The 23,728-nt window shown below is 44.6% G+C and carries 21 protein-coding genes and 1 tRNA gene; 7 read left to right on the top strand and 15 right to left on the bottom strand.

Features of this window, described 5'->3' with window-relative positions:
• Nucleotides 1-27 precede the first annotated feature (27 nt).
• A complete protein-coding gene (locus tag ACQZ43_RS02865; protein WP_430614348.1) occupies nucleotides 28-711 on the bottom strand; it encodes a ComF family protein in 684 nt (227 codons plus the stop codon).
• 166 nt (nucleotides 712-877) lie between these two features.
• On the opposite strand from ACQZ43_RS02865, the gene ACQZ43_RS02860 reads away from it, so the two are divergent.
• The 4 genes from ACQZ43_RS02860 (at nucleotide 878) to ACQZ43_RS02845 (ending at nucleotide 3,667) form a co-directional block, all read left to right on the top strand.
• Nucleotides 878-1,090 carry a hypothetical protein gene (locus tag ACQZ43_RS02860; RefSeq protein ID WP_430614347.1) on the top strand — a complete coding sequence of 71 codons (213 nt, stop codon included), beginning with the start codon at nucleotides 878-880 and terminating at the stop codon, nucleotides 1,088-1,090.
• On the top strand, nucleotides 1,090-1,470 hold the full coding sequence (locus ACQZ43_RS02855; protein WP_430614346.1) for a YchJ family protein: 381 nt from the start codon (nucleotides 1,090-1,092) through the stop codon (nucleotides 1,468-1,470). Before ACQZ43_RS02860 ends, ACQZ43_RS02855 begins: the two co-directional genes overlap by 1 nt.
• A 126-nt stretch (nucleotides 1,471-1,596) precedes the next feature.
• Nucleotides 1,597-2,994 (top strand): aspartate ammonia-lyase, encoded by a 1,398-nt coding sequence (gene aspA, locus ACQZ43_RS02850; RefSeq protein ID WP_430614345.1) that lies wholly within the window; start codon nucleotides 1,597-1,599, stop codon nucleotides 2,992-2,994.
• A 19-nt stretch (nucleotides 2,995-3,013) separates the two neighbouring features.
• The gene (locus tag ACQZ43_RS02845; RefSeq protein WP_430614344.1) at nucleotides 3,014-3,667 is read left to right on the top strand and encodes an NAD(P)H-binding protein; all 654 of its coding nucleotides are present in this window, start codon (nucleotides 3,014-3,016) and stop codon (nucleotides 3,665-3,667) included.
• A gap of 71 nt (nucleotides 3,668-3,738) precedes the next feature.
• Here the strand turns inward: ACQZ43_RS02845 and ACQZ43_RS02840 are convergent, their stop codons facing one another.
• From ACQZ43_RS02840 to ACQZ43_RS02800, 9 genes are all read right to left on the bottom strand, one after another.
• On the bottom strand, nucleotides 3,739-4,308 hold the full coding sequence (locus ACQZ43_RS02840; protein ID WP_430614343.1) for a YceI family protein: 570 nt from the start codon (nucleotides 4,306-4,308) through the stop codon (nucleotides 3,739-3,741).
• Between the two features lie 212 nt (nucleotides 4,309-4,520).
• Nucleotides 4,521-6,062 (bottom strand): glycine--tRNA ligase, encoded by a 1,542-nt coding sequence (locus ACQZ43_RS02835; RefSeq protein ID WP_430614342.1) that lies wholly within the window; start codon nucleotides 6,060-6,062, stop codon nucleotides 4,521-4,523.
• 106 nt (nucleotides 6,063-6,168) lie between these two features.
• Complete coding sequence (gene bla / locus ACQZ43_RS02830) at nucleotides 6,169-6,885, bottom strand: BlaB/IND/MUS family subclass B1 metallo-beta-lactamase (protein WP_430614341.1); 717 nt, start codon at nucleotides 6,883-6,885, stop codon at nucleotides 6,169-6,171.
• Nucleotides 6,886-7,200: 315 nt separating this feature from the next.
• The gene (locus ACQZ43_RS02825) at nucleotides 7,201-7,794 is read right to left on the bottom strand and encodes a hypothetical protein (RefSeq protein WP_430614340.1); all 594 of its coding nucleotides are present in this window, start codon (nucleotides 7,792-7,794) and stop codon (nucleotides 7,201-7,203) included.
• Between the two features lie 182 nt (nucleotides 7,795-7,976).
• Nucleotides 7,977-9,518 carry an acyl-CoA carboxylase subunit beta gene (locus tag ACQZ43_RS02820; RefSeq protein WP_430614339.1) on the bottom strand — a complete coding sequence of 514 codons (1,542 nt, stop codon included), beginning with the start codon at nucleotides 9,516-9,518 and terminating at the stop codon, nucleotides 7,977-7,979.
• Nucleotides 9,519-9,524: 6 nt separating this feature from the next.
• Nucleotides 9,525-10,964 (bottom strand): acetyl-CoA carboxylase biotin carboxylase subunit, encoded by a 1,440-nt coding sequence (gene accC / locus ACQZ43_RS02815; protein ID WP_430614338.1) that lies wholly within the window; start codon nucleotides 10,962-10,964, stop codon nucleotides 9,525-9,527.
• Nucleotides 10,965-10,968: 4 nt separating this feature from the next.
• Nucleotides 10,969-11,454, bottom strand: coding sequence for an acetyl-CoA carboxylase biotin carboxyl carrier protein subunit (locus ACQZ43_RS02810; RefSeq protein ID WP_430614337.1), 486 nt, complete (start codon nucleotides 11,452-11,454; stop codon nucleotides 10,969-10,971).
• Nucleotides 11,455-11,606: 152 nt separating this feature from the next.
• Nucleotides 11,607-12,662: a thiamine-phosphate kinase gene (gene thiL / locus ACQZ43_RS02805; protein WP_430614336.1), complete on the bottom strand. Its 1,056-nt coding sequence runs from the start codon at nucleotides 12,660-12,662 to the stop codon at nucleotides 11,607-11,609.
• Nucleotides 12,663-12,761: 99 nt separating this feature from the next.
• On the bottom strand, nucleotides 12,762-15,968 hold the full coding sequence (locus ACQZ43_RS02800; RefSeq protein ID WP_430614335.1) for a glycosyltransferase family 117 protein: 3,207 nt from the start codon (nucleotides 15,966-15,968) through the stop codon (nucleotides 12,762-12,764).
• A 178-nt stretch (nucleotides 15,969-16,146) separates the two neighbouring features.
• Here ACQZ43_RS02800 and ACQZ43_RS02795 point away from each other — a divergent pair.
• Nucleotides 16,147-16,217: transfer RNA gene (locus ACQZ43_RS02795), tRNA-Gln, on the top strand.
• 372 nt (nucleotides 16,218-16,589) lie between these two features.
• Here the strand turns inward: ACQZ43_RS02795 and ACQZ43_RS02790 are convergent.
• From ACQZ43_RS02790 to ACQZ43_RS02770, 5 genes are read right to left on the bottom strand one after another with little or no spacing between them, the layout of a single operon-like run.
• Entirely contained in the window at nucleotides 16,590-17,372 is a 783-nt protein-coding gene (locus ACQZ43_RS02790; protein ID WP_430614334.1) for an enoyl-CoA hydratase/isomerase family protein, read from the bottom strand.
• Between the two features lie 10 nt (nucleotides 17,373-17,382).
• Nucleotides 17,383-18,855: a sensor histidine kinase gene (locus ACQZ43_RS02785; RefSeq protein WP_430614333.1), complete on the bottom strand. Its 1,473-nt coding sequence runs from the start codon at nucleotides 18,853-18,855 to the stop codon at nucleotides 17,383-17,385.
• Nucleotides 18,856-19,395, bottom strand: a complete 540-nt coding sequence (locus ACQZ43_RS02780; RefSeq protein WP_430614332.1) for a CopD family protein — start codon at nucleotides 19,393-19,395, stop codon at nucleotides 18,856-18,858. It lies immediately after the preceding gene.
• Nucleotides 19,396-19,402: 7 nt separating this feature from the next.
• The gene (gene hemH, locus ACQZ43_RS02775) at nucleotides 19,403-20,419 is read right to left on the bottom strand and encodes a ferrochelatase (protein ID WP_430614331.1); all 1,017 of its coding nucleotides are present in this window, start codon (nucleotides 20,417-20,419) and stop codon (nucleotides 19,403-19,405) included.
• A gap of 19 nt (nucleotides 20,420-20,438) precedes the next feature.
• Nucleotides 20,439-21,314: a helix-turn-helix domain-containing protein gene (locus ACQZ43_RS02770; protein WP_430614330.1), complete on the bottom strand. Its 876-nt coding sequence runs from the start codon at nucleotides 21,312-21,314 to the stop codon at nucleotides 20,439-20,441.
• 232 nt (nucleotides 21,315-21,546) lie between these two features.
• Between ACQZ43_RS02770 and hemA the strand changes: the two genes are divergently transcribed.
• Together hemA and hemC are read left to right on the top strand one after the other, a co-directional pair.
• Nucleotides 21,547-22,806 carry a glutamyl-tRNA reductase gene (hemA, locus tag ACQZ43_RS02765; RefSeq protein ID WP_430614329.1) on the top strand — a complete coding sequence of 420 codons (1,260 nt, stop codon included), beginning with the start codon at nucleotides 21,547-21,549 and terminating at the stop codon, nucleotides 22,804-22,806.
• Nucleotides 22,799-23,725 (top strand): hydroxymethylbilane synthase, encoded by a 927-nt coding sequence (gene hemC, locus ACQZ43_RS02760; protein ID WP_430614328.1) that lies wholly within the window; start codon nucleotides 22,799-22,801, stop codon nucleotides 23,723-23,725. The genes hemA and hemC overlap by 8 nt, the downstream gene beginning before the upstream one ends.
• Nucleotides 23,726-23,728: the final 3 nt, after the last annotated feature.

Raw genomic sequence — 23,728 nt, 5'->3', positions numbered from 1 at the left:
AAGGAATAAAATCTAGTTGTAAAAAGTTTATTGCGTTTGCGCCAAACACAAGATACTTATTTTGCAATCGGGGATTTCCAGTATTTTTTTTCCACAGGCTTCCAGGGTACCGCCGGTGGTTAAGATGTCGTCTAGCAATACATAATGCTTGCCGTGGTCCTGGGGCTGAAAGGCGATTTGAAAACGAAATTTGTTTTCCCGGGTCCGCTCAAAGAGGCTTTTGCGCGTTTGGGAGGAGGAGGGCTTTTCTTGGGTGAGCAGCTGTTGGGCTATGGGAATACCAAAGGTTTCCGAGAGCGCTTGTGCAAAGCCGTCTACTTGGTTATAGCCCCTTTTCTTTCGCTTTGTCGCGTGCATGGGTACGGGAATAAGCGCATCTACCGTCTGTAGCCAGGCGGTGTTTTGCAGTTGGGAGGCGTATATTTTTCCGAGGTAATGACTGATTTCGGGTTGGTTGTTGTATTTCAGCTCGTGGAAGAGGCGCTGTACAAATCCCGATTTGGTAAAATAGATCAGGCAGCTGCAGTTTTCCAAAGGCAGCCTGCCGTGAAAGCGTTGGTAGGCCTCGTTTTCTCTAAACCGGTGTTGCTCGGTAAAGGGCAAGTGATGCAGGCAATATGCGCAGAGAAACGTTTGATGACGCAGCAGCACTTGATTACAGCCAAAACACTGCCGCGGGAAACACAGGTTAAACAGACTTTTAAATATCATGGTAAAGGGCCGAGTTAAGAAGGGTTAAAAGGGTTGTTAGTCAAGTTGTTGTGTTTTGTTTTCGAAAAATAATTAAATTTTTTTAAAAATGGAAAAGCCCGTCCATTTAATTCTAAAATTGCGTAGAACCCGTTATCTTTGAATATTCAATACAGAAACAAACCAGATGAAGAAGGCTTTAGAAAATACACAAAGAGAAATTATGCAATTGATGGTGAGCATCGCTCAGAATGATCGCGCAAACAGCGAGCGCCAACTGGAAGAAATCAAAACGATGATCTTAGACGGACTCGACCATACAGCCGATGATGAAGAATTGGTGAAATGGGGTAAGTTTTTAAAGATCGTCGAGGAATTGGAAACTAAATTGCCCGTTTAATGGAAGGAAATTCTTGCTACTGTGGTGCGGCAGCTGTTTTTGAAGACTGCTGTGGTCCGCTGTTAAAAGGGGAGCGCCTGGCCCAGTCGGCCGTACAACTAATGCGCTCTCGGTACTCGGCTTATGTGCTGGTCAACGCAGACTATATGGTTAAAACCACCCACCCCAAAAAGCGTTACCGCTATAAGAAACAAGCTATAATCGATTGGGCCCAGGAAAGCGAGTGGCTGCGATTGGAAGTGCTGGACGTCCAAGAAACTCAAGTGATTTTTAAGGCGTATTATCGCGATGCCGATGGGGTGCTGCAAACGCATTGGGAGCGCTCGCTATTTGAAGCGGTTAACGGCAGTTGGTATTATGTCGAGGGCTTCTTCGAGTGAGAAAACGACCTTTTTCAAGGAAGGACTGTAGCGCCCGCTGAAATCGCAGTAAAAATTAAGATTTATTTATCAGCAGTTCAAAAAATTGCTTTGTAACTTGTTATCTCATCAAAATCAATATATATCATGGAACCAACTCGTATAGAAAGTGATCTTTTAGGGGATTTGGAAATTCCGAAATCCGCTTATTACGGCGTTCAAACGCAAAGAGCACTTGCAAATTTTAAAATATCCAACCAAAAGCTATCGGATTATCCCGAGTTTGTAAAGGGCTTGGCCAAGGTAAAATGGGCTGCGGCAAAAACCAATTGCGAACTGCAGGTCTTGCCGTTAGAAATTTATACCGCCATTGAAAAGGCCTGTCAAGAGCTTATTTCGGGACAGTGGTTAGCGCAATTCCCGATCGATATGATACAGGGAGGTGCGGGAACCTCGGTCAATATGAACGCGAATGAGGTTATTGCCAATCGCGCCTTGGAATTGATGGGAAAGGACAAGGGCAGCTATGAGTTTTGCTCGCCAAACGATCATGTCAATTTGTCCCAATCGACAAACGATGCGTATCCGACTGCGTTAAAAGTTGCCTTATTCGAAATGAACAAGGGATTGGTGTTGGAGTTGCAACAGTTGGTAGCCGCTTTTAGAAGCCGCGGACAGGCCTTTGTACACATCGTAAAAATGGGGCGTACCCAATTGCAAGATGCGGTGCCCATGACCTTGGGGCAGGAGTTTGAAGCCTTTGCCTTTACTTTGGAAAAAGAGGTGGCTTCGTTAAACCAGGCAGCCCAAGCCTTTTTGGAAATCAATATGGGGGCGACGGCTATAGGTACGGGATTGAATGCCGTGCCGGGCTATGCGGAGTTGTGTGCACAAAATTTGGGTGTTATCCTGGAGGAAGCGGTGACTTCGGCTCCGAATTTGATCGAAGCCACATCGGATACCAGTGGCTTGGTGGCCTATTCATCGGCCTTAAAAAAATTAGCGATCAAGCTCTCCAAGATATGCAACGATTTGCGCTTGTTGTCGTCGGGGCCTCGTGCGGGTTTGAATGAAATCAACCTGCCGCCTATGCAGCCCGGCTCGTCTATCATGCCGGGAAAAGTCAATCCCGTGATTCCCGAAGTGGTCAATCAGGTTTGCTTTAAGGTAATGGGCAACGATTTAACGGTAACCTTGGCCGCCGAAGCAGGGCAGTTACAGCTCAATGTTATGGAACCCGTATTGTCCCAGGCTTTGATGGAGTCGATGACGTTTTTGCAAAACGCGATGCACACCCTAAATGAAAAATGTGTCGTGGGCATCACCGCCAATGAAAAGCATACCAAAGACATGGTTTTGCACAGCATCGGTATCGTTACGGCATTAAATCCGTATATTGGATACAAGGCGAGTACCGCCATTGCCAAAGAAGCTCTGGTAACCGGTAAAGGTGTATACCAGCTGGTCTTGGAACGCGAATTGTTGACCAAGGAAAGGCTGGACGAGATCTTAGATCCACAGAATATGCTACAACCGCATAATTAATAAAGAAACAAGTTTAATCATGGATAAGACAAAGGGGTTACGCGCATTAGTTATAGGAGCTACGGGAGCTACCGGACTGGAGTTGGTCGGGCAATTGCTCGAAACCGACGCTGTGGAAAGTGTGACGGTATTTGTGCGCAACGGTTTTCCGTACAGCCACCCCAAACTCCTGGTGCAGCAGGTCGATTTTGAACAACCGGAGCTGTGGGCACCATTGGTGGTAGGCGAGGTGGCCTTTTCGGCCATGGGTACCACTTTAAAAGCGGCGGGAACGAAAGAGCGGCAGTGGAAAGTAGACTACGACTATCAATACAATTTTGCACAAAGCGCACGTGCCAATGGCATACCCAATTTTGTTTTGGTCTCTGCCATTGGCGCAGATGCCCAATCGGGGGTGTTTTACTCCAAGATGAAAGGCGCTTTGGAACAGGCGATCCGCGCGCTGGATTTTAAAAAGCTCACGATATTTCAACCGAGTTTGTTGATCAGACCCGAAACGGATCGCAAGACAGAAAAGACCTTTGAAGGACTGATTCAGTTTTTAAACCGCTTGGGTATCGCCAAGAAATACCGCCCGATAACCGTGGCCGATTTGGCGCGGAAAATGATCGAACACAGTCTGAATGCCGATGTAGGGACGCGGATAATCACGACAAAAGAACTGTTTAAATAAAGTAAAAAGGACGTTTTTCCAGAGAAAAACGTCCTTTTTGTTGCAAAACAGGGTGTTGTTTTACCGGGTGTTTACTTCGTAAACTCCAAATTTACTTTTAAGCTTACCTCTTTGGCAATGGTTTGTCCAGTTGGGTCATAGGCTACGTCAAAGTCAAATCGGTTGATTGTCGTAGTCGCTTGGAAGCCCATTTTTTGATTTCCCTGTCCATCGTCTTTTAAAAGACCTCCGTATACCAAGTCAAATTTTACCGGTTTGGCAATACCGCGAATCGTCAGCGTACCGTCTAAAACGTATTTGTTGTCGGCAACCTTTTTAAGCGATGTGGAGGTAAAGGTAATGGTGGGGTATTTCTCTGCATTAAAGAAGTCGTTGGTTCTCAAATGGTCGTCACGCATGGAAACTCCGGTGTTGATGCTTTTAGACTGAATGCTAAAGTCAAACTTCCCGTCGGTTAAATCGGCTTTACTCGCGGTAAAAGAACCTTCGTACTGATCAAATTTTCCCTCGACAAAAGAAATGCCTAAGTGCTTAACCGAAAAGGTTAAAAACGAGTGCATTTGATCGACTTTCCAAGTCGTTTGAGCAAACATAGTGGCCGATGCGAATACGGCGACAAATACATAAATTAATTTTTTCATGATTTTCTATTTTTAGTATGTTCAAAATTAAGGTGTTTATCGGCGAAGAAACTTAATCTAGGTTAATAACCACTGCTGATTAAAAATACTAAATTTTTTTTGATTTTTTCTTGTAATTGTGTTAAAAATCAATAAGATATAAAGCTGGAGATATAAAATAAAAAAGGCGCTGTCGTTTTTAAACAGCGCCTTTTTCGATATTCGGTTTGCATTTACATGCGTTTTAGCCAGTTTTTTATAGAAACCTCGTCTTGTATCAGGTTTTTTAAATCTGAAATGGCCACGCGATCTTGTTTCATGCTGTCGCGGTGACGTATAGTAACGGTTTGGTCTTCCAGAGTCTGGTGGTCTACGGTGATACAGAAAGGGGTTCCCAAAGCGTCCTGACGACGGTATCTTCGCCCTACAGCGTCTTTCTCGTCGTAGGCTACGTTGAAGTCCCACTTGAGCTCCTCGATGATCTCACGCGCCAATTCCGGCAATCCGTCTCTCTTGATCAACGGCAATACCGCTGCCTTGGTCGGTGCCAATACAGAGGGAAGTCGCAATACCGTTCTGCTGCTGCCGTCTTCCAAAACCTCTTCTTGTAGCGATTTGGAGAAAATAGCCAAAAACATACGGTCCAGACCTACAGAGGTTTCTACCACATAAGGCACATAGCTGCTGTTGGTATCGTTGTCAAAAAACTGAAGTTTTTTGCCCGAATGTTGTTCGTGTGCTTTTAAATCGAAATCCGTACGGGAGTGAATGCCTTCCAATTCCTTAAATCCAAAGGGGAAATTAAATTCGATATCCGTGGCGGCATTGGCGTAATGCGCCAATTTTTCGTGGTCGTGAAAGCGGTAATTCTCCGCACCCATTCCCAAGGATAAATGCCATTTCTGACGGGTTTCCTTCCAGTATTCATACCATTTCATCTCCTCGCCCGGTTTGACGAAGTACTGCATTTCCATCTGTTCAAATTCGCGCATGCGGAAGATAAACTGACGCGCTACGATTTCATTTCTAAACGCCTTTCCCGTCTGTGCAATTCCGAAGGGAATCTTCATTCTTCCGGTCTTTTGTACGTTGAGGAAATTGACAAAGATACCCTGAGCCGTTTCCGGTCGAAGGTATAAATCCATAGCCGTATCGGCAGAAGCGCCGAGCTTGGTTCCGAACATCAGGTTGAACTGACGCACTTCGGTCCAGTTTCTCGAGCCCGTATCGGGATCGGCAATCTCCAATTCCTCAATCAAGGCTTTTACATCGGCCAAATCACCGCTGTCCAACCCCTGAGCCATACGCTCGAGGATGGCCTTTTTTCTAGCGAGGTATTCCACCACTCTTGGATTGGTGGTTATAAATTCTTCTTCGTTAAATGAGTCGCCAAAGCGCTTACTGGCTTTTTCGATTTCCTTCTGTGCTTTCTGATGGATTTTTTCACAGTAATCCTCTATCAATACATCGGCACGGTATCTCTTTTTCGAATCTTTATTGTCGATTAAGGGGTCGTTAAAAGCATCGACGTGACCCGAGGCTTTCCAAATGGTCGGATGCATAAATATCGAAGAATCAATGCCCACAATATTTTCGTGCATTTGAACCATGGATTTCCACCAGTATTCACGAATGTTTTTCTTGAGTTCCACTCCGTTTTGAGCGTAGTCATAAACCGCGCTTAAACCGTCATAAATTTCGCTGGACGGAAATATAAATCCGTATTCCTTTGCGTGCGAAATAACATTTTTAAAAATATCATCTTGTTTTGCCATACTGCAAAAATAGCAAAAGACTTGAGATTATGTATAGGATGATCCGATTTTTAATCTTTTCCGTCGGTTGAGCTGCCGTATTAGTCGCAAAATGAATGATCTAGTCTTATTTTGCCGCTTTTAGCAGCGTTAAGGTGTGTTGTATATGCCCCGGTTGCCTCCAGTCGTCGTGGCCGGGTATGGTGATCTCCACTTTTTTATAGCGCTGTTGCAGGCGTTTAATGGTTTCTGGCCAAGCGGCTATATCGCCATCGGCGGTAAAGCCCAAGTCCTTTGCCGTACTGCTTTTAACCAGACAACCGCCGTTGAGTACCTTTTGCTTGGCAAACCAAACGACCAGGTTGTCTGTGGTGTGTCCTTCACCCGGAAACCACAGTTCAAAGGTTTCTCCGCCTACGCTAAAGCTGACTTCGTCGCCGAATTCATATCGGGCTGTAGCGAGTTTTTCTCGGCGCAATATGCTGTTGGTTCGCGCCGAGGAATAGGTGTCGATTCCCAGGCTGTTAAAGAAGTCAAAACCGCCGGCGCGGTCGTTGTGCCAATGGGTGGCGAACACTTTAATCACGCTTTTTTGATGTTTCTCTTGAATGGAGTCCAACAGCGGCTGATTTAAGGTTTTGTCCCAGGGAGTATCGAACAATACCACCCCTTGGTCGGTAAGGAGGTAAAGGGCGTTGCAGGAATACAAGGTGCCCTGAAACTCCTGATAAGTGGTGTAGGTATAGAGGTTATCCGCTACCTTTTCAATGTGCAAAGGTCGGATTTGAGCGTAGATCATATTTGTAAATACGAGCAACAGGCTTAGTAGAAGTTTTTTTTGCACGACAAAAAATTTTAGGTGTAGTGAAAGGAAGGTCAAAGGTATAAAATCGCGGGGCACAACTTTGAAATTAACAAAATAAAAACAAGCATTGCGGGCCGTTCTCAATGCGGGTATAATTCAATGTATTATGCGGTATTGTTCTACAGCATATTGGGCTAATGTTTTTTTGATTTAAGGGCTGTTTTGTCGGCTATCGTGTGCGTATTCCACAGTGGTGAAAAATCGATATAGCTGCAGTTCATGGGTTTGTCAAAATAAACTACAGCTATGCGTTTAACCCCTGAAAAGATTTTTTTTTCATCAAGTGATTTCGGTTTAGTTTTTTAGGAAGAAAATCCATCTCCAGTCTTCGGGATCTCCCACGTCTGCACTGGGTTGATGCAAGTATACATTGACTTGTTGCTCGGGATTGGCGTTTAGATACTCGCGTGCTAGCATTACGGTTTGTACCCTAGCCCAGGCCTGGGTCAAATCGGGCTCTACAAAAAAGGAGTCAAATAAGATAAGCATTTTAAAACCGTTTACAGGATAAATCGGATTTGGCTGGGCTACTCTTTCAAAGTTATCGGGAGCTATAAATTGTGGATAAGAAATACGGCCTTTACCCATCCAAATTATACTAGCATCAAACAACAGTTGATCGGTTTCTTTGTGAAACAATTTGATGTTTCCGATGTCAGAGGGTTCTTGATATTCTTTGCGAAGCGTAAAGGTAGAGCTCTTTTTTTCTAGGGGGATTTCTACTGCCCCTTCAAAGGCATTTGTAAGGTAGTTAACCTTTAAGAGCATAACCTTTGGTTCATATACCGTAGGTGTAGGTGTGGGTACAGGTGTAGGATTGGAATCTGAACTACTACAGCACGCGGTTGTCATCAGGTATAAAAGCATTAGAATTACATAATTTTTCATGATAAAAGATTTTTATAATTAGCCTATTTTGATATAATTTGTTCAGAACCAAAAGTATAAAAAAAAGCATAAAAAATATTTTTATTAAAAAATTTAACATTGTAAGTCAGGTTGTTAGCTGAAAAAAAACGTCCTTCTATACGAATACAGAAGGACGTTTAGCTCTTGAAAAACCGAGAGCGTTATAGCGGAATATTACCGTGTTTTCTCTTAGGCGTATCTACAACTTTGTTTTCCAACATAGCGAATCCCTTGATCAGTTTTCTACGGGTTTCGTGTGGTAAAATCACTTCATCGATAAAGCCGCGTTGTGCCGCGCGATAAGGTGTTGCGAATTTTTCGGCGTATTCGGCTTCTTTTTCCGCCAGCTTAGCCGCGGGATCAGCTGCTTCTGAAATTTCCTTTTTAAAGATGATTTCACTGGCGCCTTTGGCGCCCATTACCGCTATTTCGGCATTGGGCCAAGCAAAGTTTAAGTCGGCTCCGATGTGTTTGGAGTTCATCACGTCATAAGCTCCACCATACGCCTTGCGCGTAATTACGGTTACTCTTGGTACCGTAGCCTCGCTTAGGGCATAGAGCAATTTGGCGCCGTGAACGATAATTCCGTTCCACTCCTGATCGGTTCCTGGCAAAAAGCCCGGTACGTCGACCAAAACGAGTAGGGGAATGTTAAAGGCATCGCAAAAACGGGTAAAACGCGCCGCTTTAATCGAACTGTTTACATCCAAACATCCCGCTAAAAACATGGGGTTGTTCGCGATAATACCGATGCTGCGTCCGCCGAGTCTGGCAAATCCCACCACGATGTTTTCCGCGTAATCCTTGTGGATCTCGAAAAAGGAATCCGCATCGATGATGCCGTTGATCACCTCTTTCATATCGTAGGGCTTATTGGCGCTTTCCGGAACGATGGCGTCCAATTCTAGACGGGTTTCCTCGCCTAAAGTTATCGGTAGTAAGGCCGGTGCTTCGGTGTTGTTTTGCGGTAGGTAGCTCAAAAGTCTTTTGATGTCTTCCAGACAAACCACATCGTTTTCTGAGGTGGTATGCGCTACACCTGATTTGGTGGAATGCGTACTGGCACCACCGAGTTCTTCAGAAGTCACGGTTTCATTGGTCACGGTTTTCACTACGCTAGGCCCGGTTACAAACATATAGCTAGAACCCTCGACCATCATCGTAAAATCGGTCATGGCAGGAGAATAAACGGCTCCACCAGCGCAAGGGCCCATAATGGCCGAAATTTGCGGGATGACCCCCGATGCTTGTACGTTTCTAAAAAAGATGTCGGCATAACCGCCTAGTGAGCGAACGCCTTCTTGAATACGCGCACCTCCAGAATCGTTTAATCCGATCATTGGAGCACCCATCTTTAGGGCCATATCCATGATTTTACAAATCTTCTCGGCATGGGTTTCCGAAAGGGCTCCTCCAAAAACGGTGAAATCCTGTGCGAATACATAGACCAAGCGACCGTGGATGGTACCGTAACCGGTAACCACACCATCGCCATAGTAAATCTCTTTTTCCATGCCGAAATCCGTCGTTCGGTGGGTGACTAACATCCCCACTTCTTCAAAAGAGCCCTCGTCTAACAAATACGAAATGCGCTCTCTGGCGGTTAGTTTTCCCTTGCTGTGTTGCGTGGCAATTCTCTTTTCGCCTCCGCCCAAATGGGCTTGTGCGATTTTATCTTGTAATTGATTTATTTTCGAATTCATGATGGACTAGTTAGGTAGGCGTAATTGTTTCTGATCGTCTAAATACTGCTGCAAAGCCACATAAGCCGCTATTTGCGCTTCCTCCTGATACTGTTCTTTTAACAGCTCGGCATGGTAGTATTTCTTGACGAAATTAGTGTCGAAATCCCCCGATTTAAAAGCGGGATGTTCCATGACAAATTGACCAAAAGGCAGCGTAGTACTGATGCCTTCGACCTGGTAATTTTGAATGGCTTGACGCATCACTTGAATGGCTTCCTCGCGGGTTTTGCCGTAAGTGATGAGTTTGGCGAGCATCGGATCGTAGTAAATAGGCACATCCATTCCTTGTTCGATACCGTTGTCTACGCGAATTCCCTCGCCCACAGGTAAGATATAGGTGTCTAAATGACCAACGCTTGGTAGGAAATCGTTTAGCGGGTCTTCGGCATATACTCTTAATTCCATGGCATGACCTTGGATTTTGAGGTCTTCTTGTTTAAAGGGCAATACTTCGCCATCGGCGATGCGAATTTGCATTTCTACCAAATCCAAGCCCGTGATCCACTCGGTTACCGGGTGTTCCACTTGCAAGCGGGTATTCATTTCTAGAAAATAGAAATTTTTGTTTTCGTCGAGCAAAAACTCTACCGTTCCCGCACCTACGTAATCACAAGAAGCGGCAACTTGTACGGCTGCGGCACCCATCTTTTGTCGGATTTCCGGTGTTAATACAGCCGAAGGGGCTTCTTCTACAACCTTTTGATGACGGCGTTGTATGCTGCACTCCCTTTCAAAAAGGTGTACGATGTTTCCGTGTTTATCGGCCAAAACCTGAATTTCGATGTGACGGGGAGCACCGATGTATTTTTCGATAAATACCGAGCCATCGCCAAAGGCATTGGTCGCTTCGGATATTGCGCGTTGCATTTGCGATTCAAACTCCTTTTCGTTTTCCACGATACGCATTCCCTTTCCACCACCACCTGCGGCGGCTTTAATCAAAATCGGGAAGCCGATTTGTGCAGCCACTTGTTTGGCTTTGTCGATATCGGTAATGGCCTCGTCCAAACCGGGAACCATGGGAATATCGTAGGCTTTCACCGTTTCCTTAGCTGCGAGCTTGTTTCCCATAACTTCAATCGCATGGGAATTCGGACCGATAAAAGTGATGTTGTTTTGCTCACACTTATTGGCAAATTGCGCGTTTTCACTGAGGAATCCATAGCCGGGATGTATGCCGTCAACGCCCAATTGCTTGGCTACCTCGAGGATTTTATCGCCTAATAAATACGACTGACTCGACGGCGCTTCGCCTATACATACCGCTTCGTCGGCCATTTTTACATGGGGAGCATTGCGGTCTGCTGTTGAAAATACGGCTACGGTTTGTATGCCCATTTTCTTCGCTGTTTTCATGATACGAACAGCTATTTCGCCTCGGTTGGCTATCAATATTTTTTTCATAATCCTATTCGAATTCAATTAACAATTGTCCTTTTTCAACCGTGTCTCCCTTGGAAACGGAGATGGATTTAATGATTCCCGTACGCGGCGAACTCAGGTTGTTTTCCATTTTCATCGCTTCTAAAATCAGTAGATTGTCGTTTTCAGAGACTTCCTGACCTACTTGTACGCTGATTTCCAAAATCAATCCGGGCATCGGTGCTTTAATCGCATTGACTTGCTTGCTGCTTGCCAGTGAAAAGCCCAATTGTTTAATCAGTAGATCCAAGTGATTTTGGATGTTTACGCTATAGGTGTTGTTGTTTACCTTAACCACATAGTGCTTTTGCTCAAAATGACTTTCGCCAATGGTAGCGGTAAAGGACTTATGGTCTTTTAAAACGTGGTAGTTTAGGGGAGAAACCAAAGTGGAGTCTACCTCTAAACCCAAGAGGTCAGCGGACTGATAATTCGAATCGGAGTTTACAGTAAGTTGATACTTTTTGTTCATTTTTGTTCGATATTTTGCTAACCGTAAATATAATTATTTGAAAACCATTTGAGTCATAAAGACGAAAATTTAGAATCAAACTAAAATATCGGAGCGGTACAGCGTAAAGGTTAGTATAAAAAGGAAAGCACCGAATTTCTCGGTGCCTTATTTTAGTCGTTATCTTCTTCTAAGGCATTCCATCCACGGGCTTTCAGCGCTATTTGCGTGTTTTCTCTAGTGATTAAATGCGTGCCTTCGTCTTCTGGATTGATATAGCCAATGATGGAAAGGTGCGGATTTCCTTTGATCTTCTCAAAATCTTCCATTTTAATCGTAAAGAGCAGCTCGTAGTCTTCGCCGCCGTTTAGGGCAATCGTGGTGCTGTCAAATTGAAATTCCTCACAGGCGTTGATAAACTGGGGATCCAAGGGCAATTTGTCCTCGTAGAGTTTGCAGCCTACTTGCGATTGCTTGCACAAATGCAATATCTCAGACGACAAGCCGTCGGAGATGTCTATCATCGAGGTCGGGTGTACCTCCAAATCGGCTAAGAGCTTTTTAAGGTCGTTGCGCGCTTCGGGTTTGAGTTGTCTCTCGATCAAATAGCTGTAGGCATCTAAGTCGGGCTGGTTGTTGGGATTGACCAAAAACACTTGTTTTTCGCGTTCGAGTATTTGCAGCCCCATATAGGCTGCTCCTATGTCGCCCGTAACCACAAGCAGGTCTTTGTCGCCCGCGCCACTTCGGTAAACGATCTCGTCTTCTTGGGCATAACCCAAGGCGGTAATGCTGATGATTAACCCTTTTTGCGAAGAGGTGGTGTCGCCACCAATAACGTCTACTTGGTAATGCTTGGCCGCCAGGGCAAAACCGTCAAAGAGCTCTTCCAAGGCCTCCAAAGGGAAGCGATTGGAAACGGCTATGGAGATGGTGATTTGGCTGGGTACCGCATTCATGGCATAGATGTCCGACAGATTGGCTACTACGGCTTTATAGCCCAAGTGCTTGAGTGGCATATAAGCCAAATCAAAATGCACGCCCTCTACCAATAAATCGGTAGATACTACGGTTTGTTTGTCTTTAAAGTCTAAAACAGCTGCATCGTCGCCAATTCCCTTGATGGTGGTGTCCTGACCAATTTCGAATACTTTGGTCAAATGCTCAATCAGTCCAAATTCTCCCAATTGTGAAAGGGCGGTTTTGGAGGGGTTTTTATTTTCTATCATCTTGTTTCTTTATGGCTTACAGCCACTGCAAAAATACGAAGTTTATAATAGAAAAAAGCGATAAGTGGTTTTAGTTCATATCGCTTTTTTCGGGTTTGTTTATTCTAAGTTGCTCCGCTTAAATCGGGCGAAATAACCGTTGTATTTGTTGAAAACCGGAACGCCTTTTTTGTAGTAGTCCACATCGTGTTCTTCGGCGATCTGCAACAGCTGTCTGTAGGTTTCGATTTCGCTCATGATTTCCATGGCGTAATACTCCTGATCGCCCACGTTTAATCCGTTGTAGTAGTTCAATTGCTCTTGAGATTTTACGACCAATCGATCGATAATCTCTCGGGCTTTTTGCTTTTCGCCTACCAGGTAATACGATTCCGCAAAGGGCTGTACCAAGCTGTAATATTGGAACTGATCGATAGGCATATTGGTCATGGCCAAATCGATGATGTCCTTGGCTTTTTTAAGCTGTCCTTCTTCGATGAGTTTTTCCGTTAGCCTAGCGAGGTTAATGCGGTACTGTATGCTGTTTCTGCGCGTCTGTGGGTCGTGGTAGATGTTGCCGCCGCTATTGCCCCAAGACCAACCCATCACGGTTTTGTACATGCGATCGGAATCGATGCCGCCCATGTACAAGGTGTGGGTTTGTTCGCTAATTGCCGTTTTAATCGGAACCAGCTTATAGGTGAGACCGCTGAGTTGCAAATAGTCTTTCATCCACAGATAATCGTCGTTGCCGAAACTGCCTCCGGAGAAATATACCGGACGCTCCCAGTTGTTGTTGGCAATGATGTCCAACATGATCAATCGGTGTTTGTATAAGACGCGGTCGCTGATATCCACATCGATATGCGGAACCACTTGGTCGCGTAGGTTTTTAGATACGATGTTGTTCTTGGCGATAACCGTGCTGTCTACCGGAATTCGAATCTTGCCCGTTGGGACCAAATACAGGGTTTGACCCGAATCTGTTTTGGTTTTGGAACGCGGGTGATCCGAGCGTATAAAGTCCAAAAATTGTTTGATGTCGATGCGGTCTTCAATCAACTCCTCGATTAACACGATGTCGCGCGTTCCCGCTACGTATTGATCATGTGTAAAGTTAATCGGTAGGGGTTCCGAGTCATAGGCCTTGGATTTCATCTGATCGATATACCAGTCTTGAGGCAAGAGGGAAGTACACACTACGCGTACGTCTGTTCTATAGCCTTCGACCTCCTGTAAATACCAAAGAGGAAAGGTGTCGTTGTCACCGATGGTAAACAATATGGCGTTGGGGTCACAAGAGTCCAAATAGGCCTTGGCATTGGCCAAAGCGGTGTATTTGTCCGAGCGATCGTGATCGTCCCAGTTTTGGTAAGCCATGAGTATCGGTGCACAAAGCAAGGATACCGCAATGATACCGGGACCCGCAATTTTGGGGCTCAGGTATTTTTTTAGTCCGTCGTACAGGGCGTAAACGCCAAATCCGATCCATAGCGCAAACACAAAAAAGGAGGCCACTACGGCGTAATCACGCTCTCGAGGCTCGAAAGGACGTTCGTTTAAGAATATTTTTAAGGCGAGGCTGGTAAATAGAAACAAGACCAGCAACACATAAAAGGATTTTTTATCTTTTTTGAAATGGAAAATCACACCGATGATTCCCAGTATAAAAGGCAGAAAGAAATAGAGGTTTCGACCTTTGTTGTTTAAGACGTCCGAAGGCAGATTGTCTTGAGAGCCCAGGCGAATTTCGTCTATAAATTTAATACCGCTAATCCAGTTGCCGTTTTGTGTACCGCCATTTCCTTGAATGTCGTCTTGGCGACCGACAAAGTTCCACATCAGATACCTCCAGTACATATAACCGAATTGGTATTCAAACATAAATTTGATGTTGTCGGACAACGAGGGTTTATCGATGTCTAGGTAACGACCGTGTTGATTGAAAAATTGATCGAGACCTTCCAAGCCAATTTCACCGGTTCTCAAACCTTGTCTTACGCCAGATACCAACTGTACCAGCTGATCTTCTTGTGCGTATTCCGGCTTGATTCGGAAATCCAAAGGTTGGGTATAGCGCATATAATTGATGCGGTGACTGTTGTCGGTGCTCCACATTCTCGGCAAAAAGCCCTTGTGGTTGCTGTCGACGTTTTGTGAGGCATTTTTATAATTGTTGATAATCACGTATTTGCCCGTGGTATAATCCCTTTCGTAGTTGGGCTTGTCGTCGATATACGGGTTTTCCTCGTCTATACCGGCGTATTTGGAAGAAAACATCGCGTCAAAAGTCAGTCCTTGTGAACCGTATTGCTCGCGGTTGTAGTACGCGAGTAGCTCTGCAGCATCCGAAGGCCTGTTTTCGTTGATTACCGTATTGGCATTGGCACGTATGGGCAACATGACCCAAGAGGTCAGTCCGACGAAGATAAAGATCAAACAAAGCAAAATCGTATTGGCAAAGGGCTTGTTTTTCTTTTTTGTATACCGAAGTCCGAAGATGAAAAACGATAAAATCAACAAGAACGCCAGTATGGTTCCCGAGTTAAAGGGCATACCCAATTCGTTGATGACAAAGATTTCCATTTTTCCGAAAAAACCTAAGGTGTATGGAAATAAGAACATAAAAACGAAAAAGAGAATGCCGACGATAACCAAGTTGGCCACGATAAAGTTGGTTACGGTTACCTTGGGGTATCTCTTGAAGAAATATAAAAATCCAATGGCCGGAATGGTCAATAAAGCCATTAAGTGAACGCCAAAAGAGAGTCCGATAATTAGGGAAATCAGCAAGAGCCATTTGTTGCCTCGGGCTTGATCAATTTCGTCGACCCAGCGCAGACCCAACCACAACAACAGTGAAATGAGCAACATGGCTGAAGCGTATACCTCGGTTTCTACGGCGCTAAACCAAAAACTGTCCGAGAAGGTGAAAGCAAGCGATCCTACAGCGGCACTTCCCAATACTGCAATAGCATTGGAATTGTTCCACTCGGAATAACTACTACTAATTTTTTTGAGCAAGTTGGTCAAGGACCAAAACATAAACAATATGGCAAAGGCACTTGAAAATACCGATACCATATTGACCATTAAAGCGACGTGTTGAGGCGCAGTAGCAAACATAGCAAAGAATGCGCCGAGCATTTGGTATAAAGGAGCCCCCGGTGGGTGGCCTACTTCGAGTTTCGCTGAAGTGGCTATATACTCTCCCGAATCCCAAAAACTAACGGTAGGTTCGACGGTAAGAGCATAGGTAGTTAAAGCAAGGGCAAAAACGAGCCAGCCAATGATTAAATCCCACCTCTTAAAATTAAATGTCAACATAAATTATAGTTACTTGATTCTTAAATTACTTAGAGATACAAAGAAACTGTTTTTTTTGTCACTGCTTACAAAAAATAAAAAAAAATGAATTTTTTTGTAGGAAAGTTTGCAGGTTACGAAAATAGTGCTACTTTTGCATCCGCATTACAGAAGTAATCACGCTTAAAGAATCAAGCATTGGCCTATGGTGTAGCGGTAACACATCTGATTTTGGTTCAGTCGTCCTAGGTTCGAGTCCTAGTAGGCCAACAAAAAAGACCTTCATTTCGAAGGTCTTTTTTTATGCGCTAAATTCTCGGTTTTTTAATGCGTATTCCCGATACACCCAGACGTGAATTCACATGGAATTCGGTGAATTCTTAATTTTTGCTTCTTTAATTTGGGAAGGAGGTGTTTTGCGCATCTTCCATCAGCGAATCCGCGAATCCGCAAAAAATCCTCGAATCCGCCATTGATGTAAAAGGGTACCAGCGGAGTTTGCAGAAAGTATTTAAGTACTGCCTTTTTTATTCGAAAAATGAACTCCTTTACGCAACCCGGCGAATAAGCGAATCAACGAATCCGCGAATCTGCAAATCCGCAATTAATAAAAAAAGACCAACAGCTGTTGGTCTTTTTTTATTAATATCCTTTAAAGGTTGGTTTTCTCTTTTCGAGGAAGGCAGTGGTGCCCTCTTTGAAATCGTCTGTGGCGAAACACTCGCCAAAGGCTTTGATTTCTTCGTGGAAACCGTTTACGCCGTCTTTGAAGTTGGCGTGTACCGCTTTGATTGCCTTACCGACAGCCGAAGGGGAGTTTCTAGCGATTTTAAGGGCGATTTCCTTGGTGAAGGTCAGGAGTTCGGCTTGTGGGACTACGTGGTTGACTAAGCCGTAGGATTTGGCTGTTTCCGCGTCGATCATCGAAGCGGTTAGGATCATTTCCATCGCGCGACCCTTTCCTACCAGTTGAGGAAGCCTTTGGGTTCCTCCATAGCCGGGAATTACTCCTAGGGTTACTTCTGGCAGGCCCATTTTGGCATTGTCGGAAGCGATTCTGAAATCGGCTGCCATGGCGAGTTCTAAACCGCCGCCCAAGGCAAAGCCATTGATGGCTGCTATAACCGGTTTGGAGATGTTTTGCACATAGTCAAAGAGCAATTCTTGACCTTTGGCTGCCAATTGTGATCCCTCGCTTAAAGAGAAATTGGCAAACTCCGAAATGTCGGCTCCAGCTATAAAGGCTTTTTCGCCGCTTCCCGTGAGGATGATTGCCCGTATGGCTTGATCTTTTTCCAGTACTTTTAGCGCTTGATGCAATTCTTCAATAGTAGCTTTGTTTAAGGCGTTTAGTTTGGTAGGACGATTAATAGTCAAAATAGCCAAAGGCTCTTCTCTTTCAACTAAAATGTTTTCAAATTCCATAATGAGTGTTTTATGTGTTAATGATCGGCAGGCTTACCTGAAAGCAAGTCCCTTTTCCGGGCTCGGATTCGAAGCTGATCGTGCCGTTGTGATTTTCTACGATGTTCTTTATAATTCCCAATCCCAATCCCATTCCGCTGGATTTGGTCGTGAATTTAGGTTCGAAAATACGATTTTTATTTTCAATGCTTATTCCAATCCCGTTATCTTTTACTTCCAAGAGTACGTTTTCGCCTGTTTTTTTGATGGATACAACGATTTCTGGATGGTCTTGACTAGCCGGTATGGCTTGTATGGCGTTTTTGACCAGGTTGGTGATGATGCGGATTAAATGGGTGCGGTCCATCTTGGTGATGATGCTCTTGTGTTCCGATTCGAAGCGGATGTAGTTTTCGTTAAAGATTTCCAAGGCCAATTGTACGACCTTGACCACGTTTAGGTTTTCGTTTTTCTGAGCGGGCATAGACGCAAAGTTTGAAAAAGCAGAGGCCACGGAATTCATCGTGTCGATTTGCTGGATCAGGGTTTTGGAATAGTCGTCTACTTTTTGCACGATGTTGGGGTCGTTGGGGTCAAAACGCCGTTGAAAACTCTGTACGGTGAGTCGCATCGGGGTTAGGGGGTTTTTGATCTCGTGGGCTACTTGCTTGGCCATTTCCCTCCAGGCCTGTTCGCGCTCGCTTTGCGCCAACTTCGAAGCGCTGTCGTCCAATTGGTCTACCATTTGGTTGTAGGCGATAATCAAGTCGTTGATCTCCTTGCTCGAGGAGGTGACCAGAATCTTTTCGTTTTTTTTGTTGAGTTGGGTTTCGGTTATCTTGGTGCTGATCGTCTGCAGTTTACTCGTGATATAACTCGATAGAAAATAGGCTATGGTGATAGACATGATCAGCATAAAGAGATAGACCTGACTAAAGCGCATGAGGAAATTGCGAATTTCGTTTTCGTAAAATTCGGTTTCCTCCGGATACGGCAGTTGTATAACGCCCAAGGGTTTGAATTTGTTGTCCTTGAGGTAGTTGTAGGCCGTGCGGTAACGCTCGTTGTTGATGACTTTTAAATCGACAAAGCGCTTGGATTGAGACGATTGTAGGATTTTTAATATCATCGGCGATATCGGTGGGGGAATGCTGTCTATGGAGAAATTCCCTTTGGACGATATCAACAGCTGCCCATTGAGGTCGTGTATGTTGATTTCGATGCTGTGTATGGTGGCGAGTTCGTGGATTTTATCCTTGAATATCAAGGGGAGGTTCTTGGTGGTTAGCGGATAGGTCGTGGTGGCCAGTATAAAGTTTATGTGCTCGTTGATCGAGTTTTCCTTGCGTTCCAAGCGATCCTGATGAAAGGTACGCGCTTCTTTTCGGAATTGATAGACCGATACCGCTGCAATGAGCACCGACGAAATTAAAGTCAGAAAAATCAACGAAATAAAAATTCTATTTCGCAATGAAAAATTCCTCAATAGAAAATTGTTTTTCATTTACTGCTTGTTCTGTTGGCGTATTTTTTTGTAAAACTTATATCCCATCATCAATAAAAAGGCCAAGGCGATGATGCCCAAGACGCCGTAAATCCAATGTATGGCATTCTTTAAAACGGCTAAAAAGACAACGGCAAACAAAATGATCGTGGCGCCCTCATTCCAAAGTCTAAAAAAAGCAGAGGTCTTTTTGAGGGTGCGTCGTTCAATTTGCGTTACAAATTGCTGGCATTTAAAGTGGTAAATAAACAATAAAAGTACGAAAAATAATTTGACGTGCATCCACGGTTGTGAAAATAAAGCCGGATTGTAAATAAACATGCCGATGCCAAAGGCTACAGCGAGTACGGCAGCAGGCCAAGTGATGATGTACCAAAGCCTGTTGGTCATCAGTTGGTATTGGGCGGAAAGGATTTCTTTTTCCGGTTCGCTTTTGAGCTGTGCTTCGACATAATACACGAAGAGCCGGACGATATAGAAAAGTCCGGCAAACCAACAAACGATAAAAATGATATGTAATGCTTTTAAGTATAAATACATCGAATTGCTATTTAGTTTTCCATTCGTTAATCCAGGTTACCAAGGCGTCGACCCATTGGTCGTCGTCATTTAGGCAGGGAATGGTTTTAAAATCCGTGCCGCCGCGCTGCAAAAACTCATCTCGGGCTTCCATGCCGATTTCTTCCAAGGTCTCTAAGCAATCGGCAACAAAGGCCGGTGTAACTATAGCGAGCTTTTTAATGCCTTCGGCTGCCAGTCGATTGACGGTGCTGTCCGTGGCGGGATCCAGCCATTTGTCGCGACCCAGACGCGATTGAAAGCTGATGCTGTATCGGTCTGCGGGGATTTGCAGGGTTTCTACTACCTGTTTGGTCGTGGCATAACACTGATGGCGGTAGCAGTAATCATGTGCGGGCGAGGGGGTGTTGCAACAACTTCCGTCGATTTGACAATGACTCTTGGTGATGTCTGATTTTTTGATGTGCCGCTCGGGTATGCCGTGGTACGAAAAGAGCAGGTGGTCGTAGTCGTAATTTTCCAAGTGGGCTTTAATCGACTGCGACAGGGCGGCGATGTATTCTTTTTTGTGAAAAAAGGCGGGCAGACTCGTAATGCTCATCTGTGGATACGACTTCTGACGAAGCGATTCGGCCAATACCGTGATGGTCTCGGTGGTCGCCATCGCAAATTGCGGGTATAGCGGAATCATAAAAACATCGGTAACTCCCTGTTGGTGTAGTTTTTCTAAACCCTGTGCGATAGACGGTTCGCCATAGCGCATGGCCAATACGACAGGGATATCCATCTTGTCGGCGACTTTGGCCTGGGTGCGCTGTGAAAGCACCACCAAGGGCGAACCTTCATCCCACCAAATTTTTTTATAGGCCGCAGCCGATTTTTTAGGACGGGTATTGAGTATGATTCCCTTGACCAATAATGCTCTGTAGAGATAAGGAAGGTCGATGACGCGCTCATCCATTAGAAATTCGTCTAAATAGGGTTTTACATCTTTGGGTTCCGGACTTTTAGGAGAACCTAAATTGACTAATAATACACCTTTCATCGTGGTTTGTTTTGGGGATTTATGAAATGTTTTGACTGATAGACATCAGGTATTTTTTGGGTGTAGTCCCGAATTTCTTTTTGAAAGCCGATATAAAATGACTCGCCGAGCTATAGCCGATTTTTAGACCGACTTCGGTCACGTTGTAATTGCCGTTGTTTAAAAGCTTGCGGGCAAATTCCATTTTGTAATCGAATAGAAAGCTGAAAACCGAATCGCCGTAAATTTGCTTAAAGCCCATTTTGAGCTTTTTGATGTTGATGCCAACGGTATCTGCGAGTTCTTGCAAGGTGGGCGGTTCTGCCATGCGGCTGATGATGATCTCCTTGGCCCGGCGGATTTTTAAAACGTTTTCTTCGTCTATTAAAAACGGACAGTTCTCGGCGTTGGGGTCTTCGTTTCGGTTAAAATACAAGCTCAGCAACTCGTAGGTCTTGCCTTTGTAATACAGCTTTTTGATCGAAGGGTTCAAGTGGTAGTTGAAAACCTGATTGAGCACTATGGCCATAGAAGGCGTGATGCTCTCTTCGCCATAATACTTTTTATCCTTGGTCTCTTCGTTGAGAAATCCGATAAAGGCCGCTTCGGTCGAGAATAAAGAGTGGAATTTTTGTATGGATATTAAAATGGAAACTATCCACGAATTTGGTGCGATTTCCAAGTGCACCGGTAATTCGCGTTGGGGGTTGTACAAAACCAAAGAGCGCTCGCCCTGAAGTTCCAAAACATAACTCCCCTGGTTAAACACAAAACGGGCGCTGCCCTTTAAAGCAAAGTGAAATTGGATGATACCCATTTTCATCTCCCGCTCGTAGGTGAGGGTTTCGTTGCTCTGGTTGTCGAATCGCAACAGTATAAAATCGTCTTCAATTATTACTTCTTCATGTGGACTCATAGCGTTGTTTTTTTAAAGCATAACAGCCGACTTCTCGGACTTATTTATTTAGAATGAATCTAGATAAGTTCGTTCTAAAGTATTGCTGTTGCTACAAAAGTACTGGTTTTTACAATAATATGCACACTTTTGTTTAGTTTTTCTAAGAACGATATAAATAGTCCCTCTAGCGGTGTTTTTATCTAAAGCGAAGTGATACATTTGTGTACTTTTTAGAATTGAAGCAAATAATATGGAAAACTCAACGAAGGTAAAACACGCGTCATTTTATGTAATCGGTCTGAATTATCAGAAGGCAGATGCAGAAATGAGGGGGAAGTTTAGCCTTAGCGACACCGCTAAAAGTGCTGTTTTTGATCAGGCGAATGAAGTGGGAATAGCGAGTTTGATTATTATTTCTACCTGTAACAGGACCGAATTATACGGATTTGCCCAACATCCTTTTGAGCTCATCAAGCTGTTGTGCGACAACAGCAATGGTACCATAGAGGATTTTCAGAAGGTGGCTTATGTGCATAAAAACATGGATGCCATATCGCACATGTTTCGCGTGGGTACGGGTTTAGATAGTCAAATTTTAGGCGATTTCGAGATCATCAGTCAAATAAAAAACAGTTTTATCCAAGCGCGTGCCAAGGGATTGACCACAAATTACTTTGAACGTTTGGTCAATGCGGTTATTCAGGCGAGCAAACGCATCAAAAACGAAACGGAAATCAGCTCGGGAGCCACTTCGGTATCCTTTGCCTCTGTACAATATATAATGAATACCGTACCCGATATTCAGAGCAAGAACATCTTGCTGTTTGGAACGGGTAAAATAGGTAGAAATACCTGTGAGAACTTGGTTAAACACACCAAAAACGAACATATAACTCTAATTAACCGCACCAAGGATAAGGCTTTGGAAATTGCGGGTAAGTTTAACCTAATCGTCAAGGATTACGCCGATTTGCATTCCGAGCTTCGACAGGCCGATGTTTTGATCGTAGCGACAGGCGCTCAGAATCCGACGGTAGACAAAACGCTTTTAAACCTGAATAAACCGCTGTTGATTTTGGACCTGTCCATTCCCAAAAACGTCGATGAAAACGTGCGCGACTTGCCGGGAGTAACGCTGATTCACCTCGACCATTTGTCGCAGATGACCGATGATACCCTGGAGCGACGCAAGCAGTTTATCCCTCAGGCAGAGGCGATTATTGAGGAGGTGAAAACCGAATTTTTAGCCTGGGCACAGGCGCGCAGATTTGCGCCCACCATACACGCCTTAAAAACCAAGTTGGAGGTCATTAGAGACAACGAGTTAAATTACCACCGAAAAAAAATAGAAAACTTCCAAGAAGAACACGCGCAACTAATCAGTATGCGAATTATTCAAAAAATAACCACGCATTTTGCCAATCACCTGAAACACGAAGACACCATGGTCGATGAGAGTATTGAGTGGATCGAAAAAGTCTTCCAAATTGAAACTGTAAAAAATGACTAAAACAATACGTATCGGAACTCGCGATAGCGAGTTAGCGCTTTGGCAAGCCAACACGGTAGCGAAGAAACTCCGTGATCTCGGCTATAAAACAGAAATTATCGCCGTTAAGTCTACCGGAGATTTAGTCCTCGACAAACCGCTATACGAAATGGGGATTACAGGGATATTTACCAAGACCCTAGACACGGCTATGATTCAGGGTACCGTCGACATCGCCGTGCATTCGATGAAGGATGTACCCACGGCTTTGCCCGAGGGCATCGTTCAGGCCGCTGTTCTCAAAAGAGCCAGCGCCAAGGATATTCTATTGCACCAAGGCGATTTGTCCTTCCTGGATCAACCGGTGGCTACTGTGGCCACGGGTAGTTTGAGACGCAAAGCGCAATGGTTGAACAAATATCCGGGGCATCAATCGGTTGATTTGCGAGGAAATGTAAACACGCGTATGCAAAAACTCGCAGATAGTGAGTGGAATGGGGCCATTTTTGCCGCCGCCGGCTTGGATCGCATCGCCAAAAAACCGAAGAATTTCGTCAATTTAGATTGGATGATCCCCGCTCCCGCTCAGGGTGCGATGGTGGTGGTAGCCATGGAAAACGACGACTATGCGTTGGATGCCGTAGCGCAGTTGAACGACATAGAAACCGAAATCGCCACCTATATAGAACGTCAGTTTTTGAGAACCCTCGAAGGCGGATGTACCGCGCCTATAGGCGCATTTGTGCAGTACAACGAACACGACGATACCCTGACCTTTAAAGGTGTTTTACTCTCTTTGGACGGGGTGGAGAAGTTTGAAGTACACAAAGAAGTACCCATCGAAGAATGGAAGAAGTTGGGCTTTTTTGCCGCCAAGGAAATACTGGACAATGGCGGAGATGCCTTGATGACGCGTTTGCGTGAACAGTTAAAAAAATAAACG

It is taken from the genome of Flavobacterium sp. JP2137 (assembly GCF_050562195.1).
GTDB lineage: Bacteria > Bacteroidota > Bacteroidia > Flavobacteriales > Flavobacteriaceae > Flavobacterium.
The sequence above is the reverse complement of the archived record's forward strand: the minus strand, read 5'-3'. Positions and strand labels throughout refer to the sequence as shown.

What these genes read in the sequence shown, in the direction of transcription:
- ACQZ43_RS02770 (WP_430614330.1), bottom strand. Translation starts at nt 21,314, where the DNA reads ATGAGTCCACATGAAGAAGTAATAATTGAAGACGATTTTATACTGTTG.
- hemH (WP_430614331.1), bottom strand. Translation starts at nt 20,419, where the DNA reads ATGAAAGGTGTATTATTAGTCAATTTAGGTTCTCCTAAAAGTCCGGAA.
- ACQZ43_RS02800 (WP_430614335.1), bottom strand. Translation starts at nt 15,968, where the DNA reads ATGTTGACATTTAATTTTAAGAGGTGGGATTTAATCATTGGCTGGCTC.
- accC (WP_430614338.1), bottom strand. Translation starts at nt 10,964, where the DNA reads ATGAAAAAAATATTGATAGCCAACCGAGGCGAAATAGCTGTTCGTATC.
- hemC (WP_430614328.1), top strand. Translation starts at nt 22,799, where the DNA reads ATGACTAAAACAATACGTATCGGAACTCGCGATAGCGAGTTAGCGCTT.
- ACQZ43_RS02790 (WP_430614334.1), bottom strand. Translation starts at nt 17,372, where the DNA reads ATGGAATTTGAAAACATTTTAGTTGAAAGAGAAGAGCCTTTGGCTATT.
- ACQZ43_RS02810 (WP_430614337.1), bottom strand. Translation starts at nt 11,454, where the DNA reads ATGAACAAAAAGTATCAACTTACTGTAAACTCCGATTCGAATTATCAG.
- ACQZ43_RS02835 (WP_430614342.1), bottom strand. Translation starts at nt 6,062, where the DNA reads ATGGCAAAACAAGATGATATTTTTAAAAATGTTATTTCGCACGCAAAG.
- aspA (WP_430614345.1), top strand. Translation starts at nt 1,597, where the DNA reads ATGGAACCAACTCGTATAGAAAGTGATCTTTTAGGGGATTTGGAAATT.
- ACQZ43_RS02840 (WP_430614343.1), bottom strand. Translation starts at nt 4,308, where the DNA reads ATGAAAAAATTAATTTATGTATTTGTCGCCGTATTCGCATCGGCCACT.
- ACQZ43_RS02780 (WP_430614332.1), bottom strand. Translation starts at nt 19,395, where the DNA reads ATGTATTTATACTTAAAAGCATTACATATCATTTTTATCGTTTGTTGG.
- ACQZ43_RS02855 (WP_430614346.1), top strand. Translation starts at nt 1,090, where the DNA reads ATGGAAGGAAATTCTTGCTACTGTGGTGCGGCAGCTGTTTTTGAAGAC.
- ACQZ43_RS02860 (WP_430614347.1), top strand. Translation starts at nt 878, where the DNA reads ATGAAGAAGGCTTTAGAAAATACACAAAGAGAAATTATGCAATTGATG.
- ACQZ43_RS02845 (WP_430614344.1), top strand. Translation starts at nt 3,014, where the DNA reads ATGGATAAGACAAAGGGGTTACGCGCATTAGTTATAGGAGCTACGGGA.
- hemA (WP_430614329.1), top strand. Translation starts at nt 21,547, where the DNA reads ATGGAAAACTCAACGAAGGTAAAACACGCGTCATTTTATGTAATCGGT.
- thiL (WP_430614336.1), bottom strand. Translation starts at nt 12,662, where the DNA reads ATGATAGAAAATAAAAACCCCTCCAAAACCGCCCTTTCACAATTGGGA.
- ACQZ43_RS02820 (WP_430614339.1), bottom strand. Translation starts at nt 9,518, where the DNA reads ATGAATTCGAAAATAAATCAATTACAAGATAAAATCGCACAAGCCCAT.
- ACQZ43_RS02865 (WP_430614348.1), bottom strand. Translation starts at nt 711, where the DNA reads ATGATATTTAAAAGTCTGTTTAACCTGTGTTTCCCGCGGCAGTGTTTT.
- ACQZ43_RS02785 (WP_430614333.1), bottom strand. Translation starts at nt 18,855, where the DNA reads ATGAAAAACAATTTTCTATTGAGGAATTTTTCATTGCGAAATAGAATT.
- ACQZ43_RS02825 (WP_430614340.1), bottom strand. Translation starts at nt 7,794, where the DNA reads ATGAAAAATTATGTAATTCTAATGCTTTTATACCTGATGACAACCGCG.